Source organism: Mycobacterium sp. 1274761.0 (genome assembly GCF_001668615.1).
Classification (GTDB): Bacteria; Actinomycetota; Actinomycetes; order Mycobacteriales; family Mycobacteriaceae; genus Mycobacterium.
In genome coordinates this window covers 179,373-197,183 of record NZ_LZMC01000109.1, presented here as the reverse complement: position 1 = coordinate 197,183, position 17,811 = coordinate 179,373, and the positions used below count along the sequence as shown (strand labels likewise).

At 67.7% G+C, this 17,811-nt stretch carries 20 protein-coding genes; 3 read left to right on the top strand and 17 right to left on the bottom strand.

Features of this window, described 5'->3' with window-relative positions:
- Position 1: 1 nt before the first annotated feature.
- Together A5651_RS23000 and A5651_RS22995 are read right to left on the bottom strand one after the other, a co-directional pair.
- Positions 2–1,402 (bottom strand): glutamyl-tRNA reductase, encoded by a 1,401-nt coding sequence (locus A5651_RS23000; RefSeq protein WP_066986520.1) that lies wholly within the window; start codon positions 1,400–1,402, stop codon positions 2–4.
- Positions 1,403–1,466: 64 nt separating this feature from the next.
- On the bottom strand, positions 1,467–1,718 hold the full coding sequence (locus A5651_RS22995; protein WP_066986673.1) for a glutaredoxin family protein: 252 nt from the start codon (positions 1,716–1,718) through the stop codon (positions 1,467–1,469).
- A gap of 60 nt (positions 1,719–1,778) precedes the next feature.
- Between A5651_RS22995 and A5651_RS22990 the strand changes: the two genes are divergently transcribed.
- Both A5651_RS22990 and A5651_RS22985 read left to right on the top strand, forming a co-directional pair.
- Positions 1,779–2,666 carry an HAD family phosphatase gene (locus A5651_RS22990; protein WP_066986519.1) on the top strand — a complete coding sequence of 296 codons (888 nt, stop codon included), beginning with the start codon at positions 1,779–1,781 and terminating at the stop codon, positions 2,664–2,666.
- Between the two features lie 36 nt (positions 2,667–2,702).
- Positions 2,703–3,239: a MaoC family dehydratase N-terminal domain-containing protein gene (locus A5651_RS22985; RefSeq protein WP_066986517.1), complete on the top strand. Its 537-nt coding sequence runs from the start codon at positions 2,703–2,705 to the stop codon at positions 3,237–3,239.
- A gap of 30 nt (positions 3,240–3,269) precedes the next feature.
- Here A5651_RS22985 and A5651_RS22980 read toward each other — a convergent pair whose 3' ends face one another.
- The 9 genes from A5651_RS22980 to A5651_RS22945 all read right to left on the bottom strand — a co-directional run bounded on the left by A5651_RS22980 (position 3,270) and on the right by A5651_RS22945 (position 10,760).
- Positions 3,270–4,340: a lysophospholipid acyltransferase family protein gene (locus A5651_RS22980; protein ID WP_066986669.1), complete on the bottom strand. Its 1,071-nt coding sequence runs from the start codon at positions 4,338–4,340 to the stop codon at positions 3,270–3,272.
- 39 nt (positions 4,341–4,379) lie between these two features.
- Positions 4,380–5,477 (bottom strand): SDR family oxidoreductase, encoded by a 1,098-nt coding sequence (locus A5651_RS22975; RefSeq protein WP_066986514.1) that lies wholly within the window; start codon positions 5,475–5,477, stop codon positions 4,380–4,382.
- A gap of 31 nt (positions 5,478–5,508) precedes the next feature.
- Positions 5,509–5,610, bottom strand: a complete 102-nt coding sequence (locus A5651_RS25085; protein WP_003402602.1) for a 30S ribosomal protein bS22 — start codon at positions 5,608–5,610, stop codon at positions 5,509–5,511.
- A gap of 153 nt (positions 5,611–5,763) precedes the next feature.
- The gene (locus A5651_RS22970) at positions 5,764–6,024 is read right to left on the bottom strand and encodes a helix-turn-helix domain-containing protein (RefSeq protein WP_066986511.1); all 261 of its coding nucleotides are present in this window, start codon (positions 6,022–6,024) and stop codon (positions 5,764–5,766) included.
- 139 nt (positions 6,025–6,163) lie between these two features.
- Positions 6,164–7,036 (bottom strand): pyrroline-5-carboxylate reductase, encoded by an 873-nt coding sequence (proC, locus tag A5651_RS22965; protein ID WP_066986508.1) that lies wholly within the window; start codon positions 7,034–7,036, stop codon positions 6,164–6,166.
- Between the two features lie 29 nt (positions 7,037–7,065).
- Positions 7,066–7,908, bottom strand: coding sequence for a thioesterase family protein (locus A5651_RS22960; RefSeq protein WP_066986505.1), 843 nt, complete (start codon positions 7,906–7,908; stop codon positions 7,066–7,068).
- A 13-nt stretch (positions 7,909–7,921) separates the two neighbouring features.
- Entirely contained in the window at positions 7,922–8,767 is an 846-nt protein-coding gene (locus A5651_RS22955) for a sugar phosphate isomerase/epimerase (RefSeq protein WP_066986501.1), read from the bottom strand.
- A gap of 14 nt (positions 8,768–8,781) precedes the next feature.
- Positions 8,782–9,762, bottom strand: a complete 981-nt coding sequence (locus A5651_RS22950; protein WP_066986498.1) for a hypothetical protein — start codon at positions 9,760–9,762, stop codon at positions 8,782–8,784.
- Complete coding sequence (locus tag A5651_RS22945) at positions 9,759–10,760, bottom strand: Ppx/GppA phosphatase family protein (RefSeq protein WP_066986495.1); 1,002 nt, start codon at positions 10,758–10,760, stop codon at positions 9,759–9,761. Before A5651_RS22945 ends, A5651_RS22950 begins: the two co-directional genes overlap by 4 nt.
- A 132-nt stretch (positions 10,761–10,892) precedes the next feature.
- Between A5651_RS22945 and A5651_RS22940 the strand changes: the two genes are divergently transcribed.
- The gene (locus A5651_RS22940; RefSeq protein WP_066986492.1) at positions 10,893–11,669 is read left to right on the top strand and encodes a hypothetical protein; all 777 of its coding nucleotides are present in this window, start codon (positions 10,893–10,895) and stop codon (positions 11,667–11,669) included.
- 5 nt (positions 11,670–11,674) lie between these two features.
- Here A5651_RS22940 and regX read toward each other — a convergent pair whose 3' ends face one another.
- The 6 genes from regX to A5651_RS22910 form a co-directional block, all read right to left on the bottom strand.
- On the bottom strand, positions 11,675–12,361 hold the full coding sequence (gene regX, locus A5651_RS22935) for a two-component sensory transduction protein RegX (protein ID WP_066986489.1): 687 nt from the start codon (positions 12,359–12,361) through the stop codon (positions 11,675–11,677).
- A 17-nt stretch (positions 12,362–12,378) separates the two neighbouring features.
- Positions 12,379–13,557 carry a cell wall metabolism sensor histidine kinase WalK gene (locus tag A5651_RS22930; RefSeq protein WP_066986487.1) on the bottom strand — a complete coding sequence of 393 codons (1,179 nt, stop codon included), beginning with the start codon at positions 13,555–13,557 and terminating at the stop codon, positions 12,379–12,381.
- 130 nt (positions 13,558–13,687) lie between these two features.
- Entirely contained in the window at positions 13,688–14,437 is a 750-nt protein-coding gene (locus A5651_RS22925; RefSeq protein WP_066986484.1) for a phosphoglyceromutase, read from the bottom strand.
- 61 nt (positions 14,438–14,498) lie between these two features.
- Positions 14,499–15,002, bottom strand: a complete 504-nt coding sequence (locus tag A5651_RS22920; RefSeq protein WP_066986482.1) for a YbjN domain-containing protein — start codon at positions 15,000–15,002, stop codon at positions 14,499–14,501.
- A complete protein-coding gene (gene mshA / locus A5651_RS22915; RefSeq protein WP_066986480.1) occupies positions 14,999–16,333 on the bottom strand; it encodes a D-inositol-3-phosphate glycosyltransferase in 1,335 nt (444 codons plus the stop codon). The genes A5651_RS22920 and mshA overlap by 4 nt, the downstream gene beginning before the upstream one ends.
- A gap of 36 nt (positions 16,334–16,369) precedes the next feature.
- Positions 16,370–17,659, bottom strand: a complete 1,290-nt coding sequence (locus A5651_RS22910) for an ROK family protein (RefSeq protein ID WP_066986477.1) — start codon at positions 17,657–17,659, stop codon at positions 16,370–16,372.
- Between the last annotated feature and the right edge of the window lie 152 nt (positions 17,660–17,811).

Genomic DNA, 17,811 nt, shown 5'->3' with positions numbered 1-17,811 from the left:
GCTACTCAGATTTGTCGAAATTGGTTGTTCCAGTGATGAATTGGGCACCGTCGGTGACGATGGGAAGCTCGGGTCCCGCGACCGCTTCCACCGCCTGGGGGTCCAATTCGAACAGCTCGCGCAGTGCCTCTGCGTAGCTGTCGCCGCCGGGTGAGCTGGCCAGTTGTTTGACCCGCACAGTGGGCGCGTGCAGCAGCTTGTCGACCACGCGGCGCACGGTGCGCGCCACCTCGTCGCGCTGGGCCGCCTCGAGTCCGGGCAGCCGGTTGTCCAGCCGCAGCAGCTCCGCCTCGACGACGTCGGCGGCGCGCTGGCGAAGCGCGGTCACCGTCGGCGTCACCTCGGCCATCCGCTGTCCGGCCAGGTAATTCGCCACTTCCGCGGCGACGATCGCGCGTGCGGCTGCGGTGTCCGACGAGGCCGCACGGGCCGCTGGATCGCGCTGGATCCGGTCCATGTCGACGACGAACACGCCGGGCAGGCCTGCGACGGCGGGGTCGACGTTGCGGGGCATGCCGAGATCGCAGATCACCAGCTGCTTGGGCTCTTGTCCGTGGGCCAGGCCGCGGTGCACGTCGGCCAGCGACACCACTGGGCGCACCGCGCCGGTGCAGCTGACCACGACGTCGGCGTCGCTCAGCACGGGCGGCAGGTGGTCGAACGGGAACGCGTCGGCGGTGACGCCCAGGTCGCGCACCTTCTCGGCCAGCTTTTTGGCCCGCGGCAGCGATCTGTTCACGATGTGGATTCGCTCGACGCCTGCACGCACCAGATATTTCGCCGACAGGGCGCCCATCGCACCCGCTCCGATGACGACGGCGCTTCGACCGGCCAACCCGTTGTTGGATGTCGCCGCCCCTGCGGCTCCGGAAAGCTTGCCTTCGGCCATGTCGAGCGCCACGGACACCACCGATGCGCCTGCGGCGTCGATCCCGGTTTCGGTGTGCACGCGCTTGCCGACTGACAGCGCGCGCTGCGCCAACTCATGGAGGGTGCGCCCGACGGTGTGGTTGGACTCGGCGGTGGCATACGCGCGGCGGACCTGCCCGAGGACCTGCTGTTCGCCTACGACGGCTGAATCCAGGCCGCTGGCGACGGCGAACAGATGCTCGACGGCGGCTTCCGCGTAGCGGACATAGGCATATTTGGTCAGGTCACCGAGGCCCATGCCGGAGTGTTCGGCGAGCACTTGCCCGATCACCGATAGTCCGCCGTGGAACGCCTCGACAACGGCGTACACCTCGACCCGGTTGCAGGTGGACAACACCATCGCCTCGGTCACCAGGGAGGACTGCAGCACCTGCTCAACGATTTTGGCTTGATCGGCCTCGTCGGTGCTCAATTGCTCGAGGATCGACACCGGCGCGCTGCGGTGCGAAACCCCAAAGAGCAGGACGCTCACGGCCTCATCACCACGTTGACCAGGTTAATCGCTACTTGGTTAGGTCACCAAATTCGTGACGCGGCTAACCGTTGTTTCGCTCCTGGAAATCGGCTCGCAACCTGGGCTCGTCGAGTTCCCAGTAGCTGTGCTCCCTGCCGTCGAGCATCACCACCGGCAGCCGGTCGCCGAACTCCGCGCGCAGTGCGGGGTTGCCCGCTGCGGCGGCGGCGTCGACGTCGGTGACCGTCACGTCGAACTCGAGCTCGCCGGACAGCTCCGCCAGCCGTGCCGCCGTGCGTTCGCACAGCGAGCAGCCGGCTCTGGTCAGCAGCATCACCTGCGCGCGGCTCACGGCCACCAGTATCGGCGCCAGCCGGTGACTTAGTGTTGATGGGTGCCCATTCGCGATGGTGACGAGGCGGCCGTGCAGGCGTTGGCGGGCGACGCCAGCGCCGAGAATGCGGTCGCACATCTTGTCGACGAGCAGGAGGAGCCACCGACCGCGCCGCCGCCGGATCTGACCGCGGCCGCGTTCTTCGACGTCGACAACACCTTGGTGCAGGGTTCGTCGTTGGTGCATTTCGCTCGAGGCTTGGCCGCGCGCAAGTACTTCACTTACGGCGATCTGGCCCGATTTGTCTACGCGCAGGCCAAGTTTCAGCTGACGGGCCGCGAGAACAGCGACGACGTGGCGGCGGGCCGGCGCAAGGCGCTGGCGTTCATCGAAGGCCGCTCCACCGCGGAGCTGATGGCCGTCGGTGAAGAGATCTTCGACGAGATCATCGCCGACAAGATATGGCCGGGCACGCGCGCGCTGGCGCAGATGCACCTCGACGCGGGCCAGCAGGTGTGGCTGGTCACCGCGACGCCTTACGAACTCGCCGCGACGATCGCCAGGCGGCTGGGTTTGACCGGCGCGCTGGGCACCGTCGCAGAATCGGTCGACGGCGTGTTCACCGGCCGGCTGGTCGGTGACATCCTGCACGGCACCGGCAAGGCCCATGCGGTGCGATCGCTGGCCATCCGCGAGGGCCTGAACCTGCGCCGCTGCACGGCCTACTCCGACAGCTTCAACGACGTGCCGATGCTGTCGCTGGTCGGCACGGCGGTGGCCATCAATCCCGACGCCGACCTGCGCGACCTGGCCCGTGAACGCGGTTGGGAGATCCGCGATTTCCGCACCGCCCGCAAGGCTGCCCGGATCGGGGTGCCGTCGGCGCTGGCGCTCGGAGCCGCCGGCGGGGCGCTGGCCGCGATCGCCTCTCGACGCCACGACCGATGAATCGACGCTCGTCGCGCTGATAGGCTCGCGCCCGCCATGGCCATCGCTCAAGACATCGTCGGAACGCACTACCGGTACCCGGACTATTTCGAGGTCGACCGGGAGAAGATCCGGGAGTTCGCCGCTGCCGTCAAAGACCACCACCCCGCCCACTACGACGAGGCCGCGGCCAAGGAGGTCGGCTACGACGCGCTGATCGCGTCGCTGACGTTCCTGGCCGTCGCGGGGCGCAAGGTGCAGCTGGAGATCTTCAAGCAGTTCGCGATCCCGATCAACATGGAGCGGGTCCTGCACCGCGACCAGAAGATCAAGTTCCACCGGCCGATCCTGGCCGGCGACAAGCTGTTCTTCGACTCCTACCTGGACTCGCTGATCGAGGCACACGGCACCGTGGTCGCCGAGATCCGCGGGGAGGCCAGCGACGCCGACGGCCAGCCGGTGATCACCAGCGTGGTGACCGTGATCGGCGAGGCCGCCTACGACGAGGAGGCCGACGAAGTCAGCGCGGCGATCAGGGAACGCCGCGACGCCGCCGTCGCGAAGATGATTGCCGGGCAAAGCTCTAACGGTTAGCCCACTGTTACGCCGACAGGACGGGCGATATCAGCCGAGGAACATATTCCTGCGGTTGGCCAGCAATTGATAAAGCGTCTGCTGGATGGTTTCTCGGACCTGGTCGGTCAATTCGAAAGTGACCATCGGATCGTCGGCAGCGGCGTCGTCATAGTCGGCGGTCTCGATCGCCTCGCCGAACTGGATGTGCCACTTAGACGGCAGCGGGATGAGCCCGGCTGCCCCGGCCAAGGGGAACAGCGGCGTGATCGGGAAGTACGGCAGCCCGAGCACCCGGGCCAGCAGCTTGACGTCACCGATCATCGGGTAGATCTCCTCGGACCCGACGATCGAGCACGGCACGATGGGCGCCTTGGCCCTCAGCGCCGCGGCGACGAACCCGCCTCGACCGAATCGTTGCAGCTTGTAACGGTCCTTGAAGGGTTTGCCCAGGCCCTTGTAGCCCTCGGGAAACACGGCGGTGAGCTCGCCGGCGGCCAGCAGCCGGTGCGCATCGGCGGTGCAGGCCATGGTGTGGCCGGCCTTGCGCGCCGCCTGACCCATCACCGGCATGTTGAATACCATGTCGGCGGCCAGCAGTCGGAGGTGACGCTTGGCGGGGTGGTGGTCGTGGACGGCGACCGAGGCCATCAGCCCGTCGACCGGCAGGACGCCCGCGTGGTTGGCCACCACGAGGGCCGCACCGGTTTCGGGCAGGTTCTCGATGCCGCTCACCTCGACGCGGAACCAGTCGTTATAAAGCACTCTCAGCAAAGGCAGGAAAATGGCGTCGTTGAGGTGTTGATCGAAGCCGAATTCGTCGACGGTGTAATCGCCGGACATTCGCTTGCGAACGAATTCAGCAACGGCGGCGATGTGTTTGGCGAGTTCGTTCGGCGCTCCTTCGTCGATGGGCGCCGCACCCGACACGCCGGCCCGGCGCTCGTCGATCTCGCGGACGACGGCGGCGATCTGCTCGGCCGACGCGCGTGCGCCGGGATCGGTCAGAAGCGACGGATGTCGACGCGCACTATCGGCACGGGACGCGGCGCGCCGCTGCGCGGCCTGCCGACCCGTATTCGAGTGCAGCGGAATCACTTTCGCCTTGGGTTCGCCCGCCACGTTCGATACCTTCTCCCCACCCGCCATCGATCCAGAGTTTTAACGTCCCCAACGCTGCGCCGCCGATACGGCGCGACTCTCCATTGAGCGTACCCACCGCGGATCAATGATCGGAGTCAATCCACGGCCACGTACGTAATCGTCGAAAGCCTCCGGCGTGGTCCACTTCGGGCTATAGCCTAATTCATTTCGCATGCGCGTGGTATCCATCACTCGGCCATAGCTCAAGTAGTCCAACTGCTCGCGATCGAGTTCGGTGTAGCGCGTCGCGCGCCACAGCGAATCGACTGCGGCCAACGCGAACCGGGGCACCGGAAGTGCGACGCGGCCGGCGCGGCGGATGGCCTGAGACATCATGATGATCCCCGAGGCGCCGATGTTGAACGTGCCCGCTTTCCCCGCCACCGTCGCGCGTTCCAGCGCTCCGAGGGCGTCCTGCTCGTGCAGCAGCTGCAGCCTGGCGTCGTGGCCGATGACAGTCGGCACCACGGGACCCGCCAGGTATCGCGACAGCGCGGTGTCCATCGCCGGGCCGATCATGTTGGCCAGCCGCAGGATGGTCAGCGTGATGTCCGGGCGCCGCCGCGCCAGCCCCCGCGCGTAACCCTCGATGTCGATGCTGTCGCGGGCGAAGCCTTCGCCGGGCGGCCGCCTGCTGCTGGAGTCCTCAGTGAACAGCACCGGATCGAACGCGCTGGAGCCGTACACCTCCGACGTCGACTTCACGATGACGCGGCGCACCGAGGGGGCCTTCTGGCAGGCGGCGAACAGCTGGATCGCCCCCATCACGTTGAGCTCCTTCAACGCGGCCTTGCCGCCGGAGCGCGGCGCGTACGACGCGGCCGCGGCATGCACCACGGTGTCGACGTCGCCGTTGCGGATCACCTTCGCGATGAAGGGATTGCGAATGTCGGCGCGGACGAACTCGGCGCGTCCCATCCGGCGCAGCAGGTCCTTGCTCGGCGCTATCGCATCGACCGCGATGACATGGCTGATCGACGGGTTCTGCGCCAGCCGGGCGGTGAGATAGCCGCCCAGAAAGCGGCAGGCGCCCGTGACGAGCACGACCTTGGGATGCTGCAGGGTGTCGTCGGTGCGCCCCGGGTTGCGGCCCCCGGAGCGATCTTGCGAATCCATCCGGTTCAGCCTATCGACGGAGCAGGGGAAACTACTTGCCGAGTTTTCTGCGCTGCACCCGGGTGCGACGAAGCAGCTTGCGGTGCTTCTTCTTCGACATGCGCTTACGCCGCTTCTTGATGACTGAACCCATGAACTCCGCTACCTAGACGTGTGAAGACGTGTTTTGACTCGACCGGCCACTTTACCGGGCGGGTGCTGCGGAAAGAAAACGGCGACCGCCGACGGGCTCCTCAACGCGGCTCACACCGCTTGATCGTTACCCGGCCGGTGTTGATGCGCCGGCTCAGCCGGCGTCGAAGTACGACGTCTCCAGCAAGTCATGCACGGCCTTGGCGTGTACGCGGAACGACCGGCCGACCCGCACCGCGGGGAGCTCGCCGTTGTGCACCAGGCGGTAAACCGTCATCTTGCTGACCCGCATGAGGCTGGCCACTTCGGCGACGGTGAGAAACTGAGCCCGTGGCGGCTGGTCGGAAGCCGCGTCGTTGCGTGCATGCTTCGCGCTCGCCGAATCCCGCCCCGATGGCCCATTCATAGACGTCATCGCAACCCAATCCTTCAGGCACGGGCTGTTCCAGCGGCTTCCCCACCGCTGGGTACGACCCCGCGCTTACACGAGGAGAATAGCGGGGTTATTGGGGTTATTGCGACGGGTGTGGGGTAATCGATCCAAATTCGTTGAATTACCCCGATGAGATTCCGAGCTGCGAAGATTGGCGTCTGGCGGCCTCCACGGCCTCGGCCAGCGCGGCCCGCACGCCGCCCTTGTCGAGTTCCCGCAGACCAGCGGCCGTTGTGCCGCCCGGGGAGGTGACCGTCGCCCGCAGCTGGGCCGGCGTGGTGTCCATCGCGGTCGACAAGGCGTAGTCGCTGGCCGACTGTGCGGCGTCGAGGCGTTCGAGCAGCATCGCCGCCGAACCGGCCATCGTCTGCGCTACCAGATCGGTGGCCACCGAACGGCTCAGGCCGGCCGCAACGCCCGCGTCGACCAACGCCTCGACCACGTAGAAGAAATAGGCGGGCCCCGAGCCCGACAGCGCCGTGACGGCATCCATCTGCGACTCGGCGACGGTCAGCACACCGCCAACAGCATCGAAGATCGCCGCCGCCTCCTTGAGCTGCTCGACGGTCGCGAACCGGCCGGGCGCCAGCGCGCTCACGCCGCCGCCAACGACGACGGGCGCGTTGGGCATCACCCGGATCACGGGTGCGCCCGCGGGCAGCTTGGATTCAAGGTAGTCGGTGGTGACGCCCGCGGCCACCGTCACGAAAACCTGTTCCACACTTTGACTTTCGGCGTGTGCGGCCGCGTCGGCGATCTCCTCGATGATCACCGACACATCGGCGGGCTTTACGGCGACGATGATGAACCCGGCGTTCTCCGCGGCGTCGGCCACCGTGGTGACCAATACCGAATACGTTTCCGACAGGTACTTCGCCCGCTCCGGCGACTTCTCGGCCACCACGAGGTCCTTCGCCTGGCGGCCTGCGCGCAGCAGCCCCGCCAGCAGCGCTTCGCCGATACTGCCACCGCCGATGATCGCGATCCTTGCCACGGTCAAAGCATTGCAGACGGGCGTGCGGATTACTGAGCCGGCGGCACCATCGCGAGTTGGCGGGTCTGCACGACGATGTGGCCCTCGCAGTCGACGACGACGTGGTCCTCGTCGAACCAGTCCTGACCGATCTGCACAGTGGTGCACACGATGCGCAGCCAGCCGTCGGCGGGCAGCGTGCGCAGAAACGCCGTCAGTTGCACCGTGGGCGCCCAGCCGAATCGGTTGACACCGAACGTCACCGGCGCCGACACATCGCCGCACAGCAGCGCGAACAACGGGTCCGGCGCGACACCTTTGGGCCGCACCCAGTACTCGATGATGGGCGGCCCGCCGTCGCTGCGCGGGGCCAGCGTTGTCAGCGACGGCCGGATATCGCACCCGTGGGCAAGGTTGACTACGTCGGCCATCGGATGGCCCGGGCCGATCGGTTCTAGGCCCGGCGGCGGCTCCGGCGGCATGAGCGCCACCACCGGATTGACCGACAGCAGCGGCTGCACGTGATGCTCCGGCTCGCCCATCGTGACGGCCGCCCGCACGGCGGTCCGATCGCCTTGGGAGAGCTCGACGTCGAGCAGGCCCACCCGGCGGCCACGCTTGCGCACGGTCGTCGTCACGCGCATCGGGCCGGGATCCGGCGCCCACAGGAAGTTTCCCGAGATCGCGATCGGCCAGGACGCGTCGTTGCCGGACTCCAGGCCGTACTCCAGACGGGCCGCATTCGCACACAGCGCCAACATCGCGCCGCCGTGCACCTTCGGCCCCGATCCCCTCGGCCCGATCGTCCAGTGTTCGTTCAGCTCGCCGTCGTAGCGGCCGTCACCGGCCGGCGTGAGCGCCATGGCGTCGGTGAACAGAGTGGATGCTGACATTCCGTCCTTAGGTTCAGCGCAGCAGGTGCTTGCGGGCGAATTGAAGCGATTCGTCGAGCAGCGTTTCCCGCTCGGCGGCGGTGCGCGCGCCCGAGGTGGTCACCTCGAGGATGACATGTCCCGAAAAGTCGCTTCCGGCAAGCATTTCGCAGACTTCCACCGTCGGTTGAGTACCGCGGCCGGGCACCAGATGCTCGTCGGTCGAAGCGCCGCTGCCGTCGCACAGATGCAGATGGACCAGACCCCCGCCCATCCGGCGGGCCATGTCGATGGCGTCGGTGCCGGCCGTCGCGGTGTGTGACAGGTCGAGGGTGTAGTGGGCGTGGTTGCCGTCCAACGGGTCATAGGACGGCGCGAACGCCGATATGCCGGGTCCGGGTCTGCCGCCGCGCTTGCGCATGCGCTCGATCGAGGTTTGCCCCGCCCCGAAGAACCGGTCGGCGCGGAACGGGAACATGTTCTCCACGGCCACCATCACATCGCTGCCCGCTTCGAGCTCGGCGACCTGTTCGGTGAAGCCCTCAGCGTAGCGGCGCTGCCAGCGGAACGGCGGATGCACCACGACCGTCTGCGCGCCCAGCTGCTCGGCGGCGCGCACGCTGCGGTCCAGCTTGGGGATGGGGTTGGCGCCCCACACCCGCTGTGAGATCAGCAGGCACGGCGCATGCACCGACAGCACCGGCACCGAATACTTCTGCGACATCTTCTCGATGGCGTCGATGTCCTGGCTGACCGATTCGGCCCACACCATCAGCTCGACACCGTCGTAACCCAGCCGTGCCGCGTACTCGAAAGCGGCCTCGGTCCTCAACGGGTAGACCGAGGCCGTCGACAGACCGACCTTGATGGCTGGGCGCACGATCGCTCAGGCGGCTAACCCGATTGCAGCAACGCCAGCGGCCCGAGCGTGACCAGGGCGCCGACCGCCACCGCAATCAGAGTGCTGCCGATGTCCTCGGTCTTGCGCACGATGCGAACGCCGACCACCAGGCCGAGGATGACCAGCACGGACAGCACCAACGCGACGATGTTGTTCCACTTCCACAGCTGGTCGAAGGCGATGAACAGGCCCGCTCCGAAGAGCACCGCGACGATGCACTGGCCGACGACGAGAGCGCCGCGGGCCAACGACGACATCGGTGACTCGGCCTCGACGTCGAAGTCGTCGCCCTCGAGGTCCTCCTCCTCGTGCTCGACGTCGGCGTCGCCGAACTCGAGGTCGTCCAGGCTGGGGCCGCCGCGGTGGGCGGTGCCGGTTTCGCCGCCGAACAGCGTTCCGCCCGACGAGCGAAGATACGACGGCAACGCGTCGTCGTCGGTGTCGGTGGCGGGGGCCGTCGCGGTCCGGGCCTGATCCGATGCGACGGCTTCGACCGCGTCGTCGTCATCGATGTCGACAGGATCGGGGCTCATCTCCTCGGCGCCGACGCGGCCGGGATAGCGCTTGGGGCCGAGGCCCGTGTACTGGGGGCGCCGCGGCGGGGGTTCGAAGAACAGCGGCTGCTCTTCCCGCTCCTCGAGGTGGGCGGCGTAGTCGGCTTCCTCTTCGGTCAGCGCTGCCTGGTCGGAGGCGGTCTCGCGAACGTCGGTGTCCTCGTCGACGTGCTCCGCGGCGCCCTTACCGGCCGCGTCGACGTCGTCGGCGACCGGTGCCTCGTGGGCGGTCTTGGGGGTGTCATCGGTGATGATGGGGATCTCACCGGTCAACTCAGCGACCGTGACGGCGTCGGAATTGCCGCGACGGCGCCTGCGGCGCCCGCCGACCGGCGGAGCTCCGATCGTTCCGTTCTTTGCCAGCAACTCCGCGACCGATATCGGCCTGGTGTTGCTGTAGCTGTCTTCTGGTCCTGTCATCGTGTGTTGCCTCTGGGCTTGGCGGGCCGGGAGTCTGCCTCCCGTACAGACGTCTCCACCAGTGCGGTTCCGTCGGCTTCGCTATCGAGTTTCCGCAGAATCAGGCCTTCCCGCAATGCCCACGGGCAGATGTCCACGGTGTCTATCTGAAGGGCCCGCATGCTCGCTTCCGCAACCAGTGCGCCTGCGACGATCTGCGGCGCCCGTTCGGCACTCACCCCTTCCAACTCTGCTCGGTCAGCCGCGGTCATCCTAGAGATGAAAGCTATGAGCTGCCTAAGGCCGGTCGCGGTGAGCGTGCGCTTGACCCGCGGGCCGGCCCCCGACGGAGCGGCACCGGTCAGGCGGGCCAGCGACCGGAACGTCTTGGACGTCGCGACCGCCAGGTCGGGGGTGCCGGCCTTGAGCAGCTCGGCGGCGGGGTCGGCGAGCTCGGTGGCCAGCCAGTCCCGCAGCATGCCCACCCGCCTGCGGCCCGGCGGGTCGTCCGGCAACCATTCCCTGGTCAGCCTTCCCGCGCCCAAGGGCAGCGACAGCGCCGCCTCGGGTTCTTCGTCGACTCCGTTGGACAGTTCCAGCGAGCCGCCGCCGATGTCGATGTTGATGATGCGGCCGGCGCTCCAGCCATACCAGCGGCGCACGGCGAGGAAGGTGAGGCGGGATTCATCGACCCCGCTGAGCACCTGAAGGGACACCCCGGTTTCGGCCAGCACGCGGGCCAGCACGTCCTCGGAATTCTTGGCGTCGCGCACCGCGGAGGTCGCGAAGGCCATCAGCTCCGCGCAGCCCGAGCTGGCAGCGATCTTGGAGAATTCCTCGATCGTGTCGATGAGCTTGTCGGCGCCTTTGCGGGACAGCTTGCCCGATGAATCGATGGCCTCGGCCAGGCGCAGCGAGGCTTTGGTGGAACTCATCGGCGTCGGATGGCCGCCGCGGCGAGCGTCCACCACCAACAGGTGGACGGTGTTGCTGCCCACGTCGAGCACACCCAGTCGCACTCACTCAACCTAACCGGTCGTGGAGTGAACTGCGTGCGCGGACCGCGGTGTGGCGTGGGATCAGAAATCCGCGGACGTTCGCGGCCGTGGCAACTTAGCGTTCGACAGAATTCGGCGCTAGCGTTGACACCTGTGACGGCACATCATCCCGGCGAGGTGGAACTGGATTTCGCCCGCGAATGGGTGGAGTTCTACGACCCCGACAATCCCGAGCATTTGATCGCCGCCGATATGACGTGGCTGCTGTCGCGTTGGACGTGTGTGTTCGGCACACCGGCGTGCAAGGGCACCGTCGAAGGCAGGCCAGACGACGGCTGCTGCTCCCACGGCGCTTTCCTGTCCGACAAGGACGACCGCAAGCGCCTGGACCGCGCGGTGAAGTTGCTGACCGACGACGACTGGCAATTCCGGGACAAGGGCCTGGGCCGCAAGGGCTATCTCGAGATGGACGAGTACGAGGACGAGCCGAACCTGCGCACGCGCAAGTACAAGGGTGCCTGCATTTTCCTCAACCGTCCCGGGTTCAAGGCCGGCATCGGCTGCGCACTGCACACCAAGGCGCTCAAGCTCGGCGTCGAGCCGTTGACCATGAAGCCGGACGTGTGCTGGCAGCTGCCGATCCGCCGCACGCAGGAGTGGGTGACGCTGGCCGATGGCACCGAGATCCTCAAGACGTGGATCACCGAGTACGACCGCCGCGGCTGGGGCGAGGGTGGTGAAGACCTGCACTGGTACTGCACCGGTGACCCGAACGCCCACGTCGGCACCAAGCAGGTATATCAGTCGTATGCGCCCGAGCTCACCGAGCTGCTGGGCGAGAAGGCGTATGCGGAGCTGGCGGCAATGTGCAAGCGGCGCAGCGGTTTAGGGCTGATTGCCGTGCACCCGGCCACCCGCGCCGCCGAATAGCGCGCTCAGCCTTCGAGCTTGTAGCCCAGCCCCCGCACCGTCACCAGGTGCACCGGGTTGGCGGGGTCGGCCTCGATCTTCGACCGCAGGCGTTTGACGTGTACGTCGAGGGTCTTGGTGTCGCCGACGTAGTCGGCGCCCCACACCCGGTCGATGAGCTGGCCGCGGGTGAGCACCCGTCCGCTGTTGCGCATCAGGTATTCGAGCAGGTCGAATTCCTTGAGCGGCAACGTGATCGGCTGACCGTTGACGGAGACGACGTGACGCTCGACGTCCATCCGGACCGGCCCTGCCTCCAACACGCCGTCGATGATCGACGACTCATCGGGGTCGGCGCCGCGGCGCAGCACCGCGCGAATGCGCGCGATCAGCTCGCGCGCGGAGTACGGCTTGGTGACATAGTCGTCGGCGCCGAGTTCCAAGCCGACGACCTTATCGATCTCACTGTCGCGGGCGGTCACCATGATGACCGGCACGCTGGAGCGGGACCGCAACTGCTTGCACACGTCGGTGCCGCTCATCCCCGGCAGCATCAGATCGAGCAGGACGATGTCGGCCCCGACCCGCTCGAACTCGGCAAGGGCAGAAGGTCCGTCGGCCACCACGGTGGCTTCGAAACCCTCCTTGCGCAACAGGAACGCGAGGGGATCCGCCAAGGACTCCTCGTCCTCGACGATCAACACGTTGGTCATGGACGTTCAATTTCCTCTCATTGGTCTGACCGGTTGTCCGACTCGCCGACGCGATCCGGATAAGCGGGGATCGACAGTGTGAAGGTCGATCCGGTGCCCGGCTGACTCCACAGCCGAATGGACCCGTTGTGGTTGGCCGCAACATGTTTGACGATCGCGAGCCCGAGGCCGGTGCCGCCAGTGGCACGCGACCTCGCCTTGTCCACGCGGAAGAACCGCTCGAACACTCGCTCCTGATCGGCGGCGGCGATGCCGATACCCCGATCCGTCACGGCGATCTCGATGTTGTCACCCCGGCGCCTGCGGCTGATGGACACCGGAGATCCCTTGGGTGAGTAGGCGATTGCGTTGGACACCAGGTTGGCCAGCGCTGTTACCAGCAGGGGTTGGTCGCCGAGCACTTTGTATCCGGTCGGCGCGTCGGTGGTGATGGCGATCTCGGCGTTGTCGGCCACGACCTTGTAGCGCGACAGCGCCTCGGCGACAACGGTGTCGACATCGACGGCTTCCAGGTCGGGAAGCGGTTCGGCGCCCTGCAGCCGGGACAGCTCGATGAGCTCACCGACCATGTTCGCCAACCGGTTGGATTCCACGACCATCTTTTGCGCGAACCGGCGCACGGTCTCGGAATCGTCGGCCGACGCGAGCACCGCCTCGGCGAGCACACCCATGGCCCCGACGGGCGTCTTGAGTTCGTGGCTGACGTTGGCGACGAAGTCGCGGCGGGTGGCCTCCATCCGCGCGTGCTCAGACTGGTCGTCGACGTAGACGACGGCGAACCGGCGGTCCTCCTCGGTCAGCAGGCGGACATGGCCGCGCACCGACAACCCGGAACGCCCGGCCGGCGCGCCCCTGCGCGGGGAGAGGTCGACCTCACAGTCTTCACCCGTGGCGAGAGTGCGCTGTGCCGCCAGCCAGGCGCGGTCGTCGAGCAGGCGGTCGCGCACCAAGCCCAGTTCGCGGGCCCGGGCGTTGTGATAGACGACGTCACGGTAGGTGTCGACCACGACGATGCCCACCGGCGACAGCGAGACGATGTGGGCCAGCATCTCCGAAACGGTGATGCCGGACTGTTCGGCAGCCCGCCGCTGCCTGCGCTCGAGGAGCCTCGGCACCAGACCGGCGCCGACCACGACACCGATCACCAGCGCGAGCAGTGCCACGACCGCCAGCAGCAGTGCGGAAACCACACTCACGAGCAAATCGTACGAAACTGATGAACGTCATCCCAGCAGCGTGCGGCCAAATCGGGACATGTCACACAGCCAAGCGCAGGTGTTCGGCTTGCGTTCACCTGCTGTTTGCCCCAGACGGGGCGTCGGTGGGCTACTTGGCGCCTTGGCTCGCCACCGCCGCGGCGCCCGCCGCTGCCGCCTCGGGATCGAGGTAGGTGCCGCCGATGATCTTCGGGCGCAGGTCCCCGTCGAGGTCGTAGCGCAGCGGGATGCCGGTGGGGATGTTCAGCCCGACGACGTCCTCGTCGGACATCTGGTCGAGATATTTGACCAACGCACGGAGCGAATTGCCGTGCGCGGCGATCAGCACCGTCTTGCCTGCCCGCAGATCGGGGACGATGGTCTCGGTGTAGTAGGGCACGAACCGGGCGACGACGTCCTTGAGGCATTCGGTCTTCGGCGGTCCGCCAGGGATGTCGGCGTAGCGGGGATCGCCGTCCTGGCTGTATTCACTGCCCGATTCGATCGGCGGCGGCGGCGTGTCATAGCTGCGCCGCCACGCCATGAATTGCTCTTCGCCGTATTTCTCCTTGGTCTCGGCCTTGTTGAGGCCCTGCAGCGCGCCGTAGTGCCGCTCGTTGAGCCGCCAGTCGCGGTGCACGGGGATCCAGTGCCGGTCGGCGGCGTCCAGCGCCAGGTTCGCGGTGGTGATCGCGCGCCGCAGCAGCGACGTGTACAGCACGTCGGGCTGACGGTCGAGTTCCTTGATCAGCTCGCCGGCGCGGACGGCTTCTGCTCTGCCCTTGTCGGTGAGGTCGACGTCGACCCACCCGGTGAACAGGTTCAGCGCGTTCCATTCGCTTTCGCCGTGGCGGAGCAGGATCAGCGTGGAATCTCCCATGGCGAAGAGACTATCCCGGTATCCGCGGCTCACGCTGGCCGCGCCGAGATGGACGAAAGGATTAGTCGTCGTCGATCAGATGCTCGAAGGCCTTCAGGTTCTTCAGTGATTCACCACGCTTGACCCGCCACTCCCATTCCTTCTGGATCGATGAGCGGAAACCCAACTCCAGCAACGTATTGAAGTCGTTGTCGACGGCCTCGAGCACCTGGCCCAGCACGCGGTCGACCTCGTCGGGGGTCACCGACGCCAACGCCATCCGGCCGACCAGATAGATGTCGCCGACATTGTCGAGCGTGTAGGTCACCCCGTACAACCGGCGGTTGCGCTTCAACAGGAACCGGTACACGCCCTCGTGGTTCTCGTCGGGCTTGCGGCACACGAACGCCTCGACGCGTACCGAGTGCTCGCCGATCGACAGGATCGTGTTGGTCTTCAGCCGCCGCTCACCCGGCAGCTCGACGATGATGCCGGGCAGCCCGCCGTGCGCGCCTTCGTGGCGCGTGCACACCAGCCCGCTCTCCTTGCAGGCGTCCTCGATGACCTGCGCCGGATCGGTCGTCACGCCCGCACGCCCCGTCGCATCGAGAACCGGCGGCCGTTACGACGCGCTGCGCCGTTGCGTGCCTGGTGGCGCGCGCGGTAGTCGCCGATCGCGAGCTCGTAGCTGGCGAGCAAGGCGTCGACCGTGTGCGACCACGAAAAGGTGGCGGCATGCTCCACGGCCGCGCGGCTCATCGTCGCGGGCCCCCGGTCGAAGAGCGCGGCCATCGTGTGCGCCCAGTCGTCAGGGCGGTGGCCGTCGACCAGCGCCCCCGTGACGCCGTCGCGGACCGCGACCGGCAACCCGCCTACAGCGGCGGCCACCACCGGTGTGCCGCAGGCCTGCGCTTCGACGGCGACAAGGCCGAAGGATTCCGAGTAGCTGGGAACCGCGACCATATCGGCCGCGCGGTACACGTTGACCAGTTGGTCGCGGGTCTGGGGAGGCAAAAATGTCACCCGGTCGGCAATGCCCAGTTCATCGGCCAACCGCAACAGCCCGTCGGGTGCGGCCAGCCCGCTGCCCGACGGCCCGCCGGCCACCAGCACCCGCAGATCGGGCACCTTGGCGGCGGCGCGCAGTAGCACATCGGGCGCCTTCAACGGCTGAATGCGGCCGACGAACGCCACCACCCGATCGGTGTCGCGGAGGCCGAGCGCCGCGCGAGCGGCGTGTTTGTCGCCGGGTGTGAAGGTGTCCAGGTCGACGCCGGGGTGGACGACGTCGATGCGCGACGGGTCGGCGTGGTGTAGCGAAATCAGTTGCTGAGCTTCGTGTTCGGTGTTGACGATCAAGCGGTCGGCCTCGTCGACCACCTGCTGTTCGCCCACCGCGCGCAGCGGTGGTTCGGGGGCGTCGCCGTCGGCGAGCGCCGCATTCTTCACCGCCGCGAGGGTGTGTGCGGTGTGCACCAGCGGGACCGCCCACCGGTCGCGCGCCAGCCAGCCGACCTGACCCGACAACCAGTAGTGCGAGTGCACGATGTCGTAGTACCCCGGCTCGTGAGTGGCCTCGGCGCGCAGCACGCCCGCGGTGAATGCGCACAGCTGTGTCGGAAGGTCGTATTTGTCCAGGCCTTCGAAAGGACCGGCGACCACGTTGCGCACGAGCACGCCGGGAGCCACCCGAACCGTCGGCTGGTCGGCCGACGAGGTGGCCCTGGTGAAGATCTCCACCTCAACTCCGCGGCGGGCCATCTGCAGCGCGCTCTGCAGCACGTAGACGTTCATGCCGCCCGCATCGCCGGTGCCGGGCTGCGCAAGCGGGGAGGTGTGCACGGACAGCACGGCCACTCTTCGCGGAGCCGCAACGGCGGCGACATTCGACCGGGGCAAATCCGTCGCTAGGCGCACACAGACATGTCTACACCGTGCCCCGTTCAAGCGAACCTAGGCCGTGGCCTCCGGCCTGCGGATCAGTGCCCGGCGCATCGCACCGATGGGATCGGCGTAGATGCCGCCGAGAGACACCACACCAGCGCCGGCCTCCTGCACGCGGTTGCCGAACGAGGTCACCCGAATGTCGCGGGCCGGCAGCACCGACCGCCGGCGGTAGGCCTCCTCGACCACGCTCATTCCCTCCGGATACTCGGTGAACGCCTGACCGCCGACGACCAGGTCGTCCGGGTTGAGCATGTCGCGCAACAGTGCGACGGCCTCCCCCAGCACCCGCGCCCGCTCGGCCAGCAGCGCGCTCGCCTGTTCGTTGCCCTGCCGGGCCACTCGCAGCACCGAAGCCATGGTCGACGACGGCCCCTCGGCCGGGATCACCCGCAGCTTGCGTGCCGCGATGAGCACTGCCTCGTCGCTGACCGTCGACTCCAGCTGGCCGGTGCCGCCCAACAGATCCGAGTGCGCCGGCAGGCCCGCGATGGTGCCCGGGCCGCTGGTCGGCGAATGCACCCGGCCGCCGATCGACAGCGCGTAGCCCACGGTCTCGCGGGCATAGACGTACAGGCTCGTCGCGGGATGCGCCCCGCGCCGCGTACCCAGCAGCAACTCTGCGCCGGCCATGGCGTCCACGTGCGAGGCAATGGACACCGGCAGCCCCAGAGTTTCGGCGATCACCGGGCCGACGGGCGCATCCGACCAGCCGAGCCGCGGATGGTCGAGGTAGCCGGTGGCGCTGTCGACGACGCCACCCGCGGCAACACCCACCCACAGCGGGCGGCGGCGGTGCCAGCGGCTCAGGTAGCGCCGGGCGCTGTCGGCGAGGGAGGCCAGCGCGGCAGCCTGGGCGCCGCGGGGCGTCGGCGTCTCGACGACGTCGAGTGTGCGACCGAACAGGTCGGTGGCCACGATGCTGGTGGTCCGTGCGCCGATGTGGATGCCGAGCGTCAGGAACGGCTCATGGTTGACCTCGACGGGCACCCGCGGCCGGCCGATGGCGCCGGATACGGCCAGGTCGGCGCGTTCCCGCAGCACTCCGGCGTCGAGCAGGGCGGTGACCTGACGGTTCACCGTCGCGATCGACAGCTGGGTGACCTTGGCGATGACGTCGCGGGCGATCGGGCCGCGCGAGCGGGCGGCGTTGAACACCGACGCCGCCGCCGCATCAGCGACGCACAGCGACGGCGCGACGATGTGGTGGCGGGACAGCAGCGCCCTGCCGGGGTGGGCAGCCGGAGCCTGCCGAGGGTGGGCGGTGGATGAAACTTGGCGGAGAGCGGTGGTGCGCACGGGGTGTCCTCATCGGTAGTCGGCTGGTTTGGGCTGGGCCACACCTGGCGACTCAAGAGGACGAGGGAACGTCCGGACTTCGGTCAGGCGCGGCGGATTGCGCGGCAACAACAACAACAGGCGCGCCGCGCGCCGATCAGCTGACATGTCCT

What these genes read in the sequence shown, in the direction of transcription:
- A5651_RS22995 (WP_066986673.1), bottom strand. Translation starts at nt 1,718, where the DNA reads ATGCTGCTGACCAGAGCCGGCTGCTCGCTGTGCGAACGCACGGCGGCA.
- A5651_RS22985 (WP_066986517.1), top strand. Translation starts at nt 2,703, where the DNA reads ATGGCCATCGCTCAAGACATCGTCGGAACGCACTACCGGTACCCGGAC.
- A5651_RS22975 (WP_066986514.1), bottom strand. Translation starts at nt 5,477, where the DNA reads ATGGATTCGCAAGATCGCTCCGGGGGCCGCAACCCGGGGCGCACCGAC.
- A5651_RS25085 (WP_003402602.1), bottom strand. Translation starts at nt 5,610, where the DNA reads ATGGGTTCAGTCATCAAGAAGCGGCGTAAGCGCATGTCGAAGAAGAAG.
- A5651_RS22970 (WP_066986511.1), bottom strand. Translation starts at nt 6,024, where the DNA reads ATGACGTCTATGAATGGGCCATCGGGGCGGGATTCGGCGAGCGCGAAG.
- A5651_RS22960 (WP_066986505.1), bottom strand. Translation starts at nt 7,908, where the DNA reads ATGTCAGCATCCACTCTGTTCACCGACGCCATGGCGCTCACGCCGGCC.
- A5651_RS22950 (WP_066986498.1), bottom strand. Translation starts at nt 9,762, where the DNA reads ATGACAGGACCAGAAGACAGCTACAGCAACACCAGGCCGATATCGGTC.
- regX (WP_066986489.1), bottom strand. Translation starts at nt 12,361, where the DNA reads ATGACCAACGTGTTGATCGTCGAGGACGAGGAGTCCTTGGCGGATCCC.
- A5651_RS22925 (WP_066986484.1), bottom strand. Translation starts at nt 14,437, where the DNA reads ATGGGAGATTCCACGCTGATCCTGCTCCGCCACGGCGAAAGCGAATGG.